Annotated in this window: 1 protein-coding gene; it reads right to left on the bottom strand. The window is 50.0% G+C overall.

Annotated features, from left to right (window positions below; all coding sequences use genetic code 11):
* On the bottom strand, positions 1 to 255 hold a 255-nt coding region (locus tag ABT58_RS23240), incomplete at its 3' end, for a 5'-nucleotidase C-terminal domain-containing protein (protein WP_420806595.1).
* Positions 256 to 260: the final 5 nt, after the last annotated feature.

Raw genomic sequence — 260 nt, 5'->3', positions numbered from 1 at the left:
AAAGCGTAGATTTGCAGCGGCCGGAAAAGCGCCGGTGGAATTGTTGACAACCACGTTATCAATCGCATCTTCAATGGTATTGAGGATCTCTTGTCCGGTCATATCCAGATTCACCAACAAGTTGGTAAACGGCAGCACATCGAAGGCGTGGCCGACGCTGACGTCACCGGCAGGGATACTGTTACGAACGCCGCCGGTGTTCTGAATCGCAATATCAGAACGAAGTGACATGGCTTTAAAAGCTTCTGAGACAATGCTAG

Source organism: Photobacterium aphoticum, assembly GCF_001029435.1.
Taxonomy (GTDB): domain Bacteria; phylum Pseudomonadota; class Gammaproteobacteria; order Enterobacterales; family Vibrionaceae; genus Photobacterium; species Photobacterium aphoticum.
This window is presented reverse-complemented; position numbering and strand designations above follow the sequence as displayed.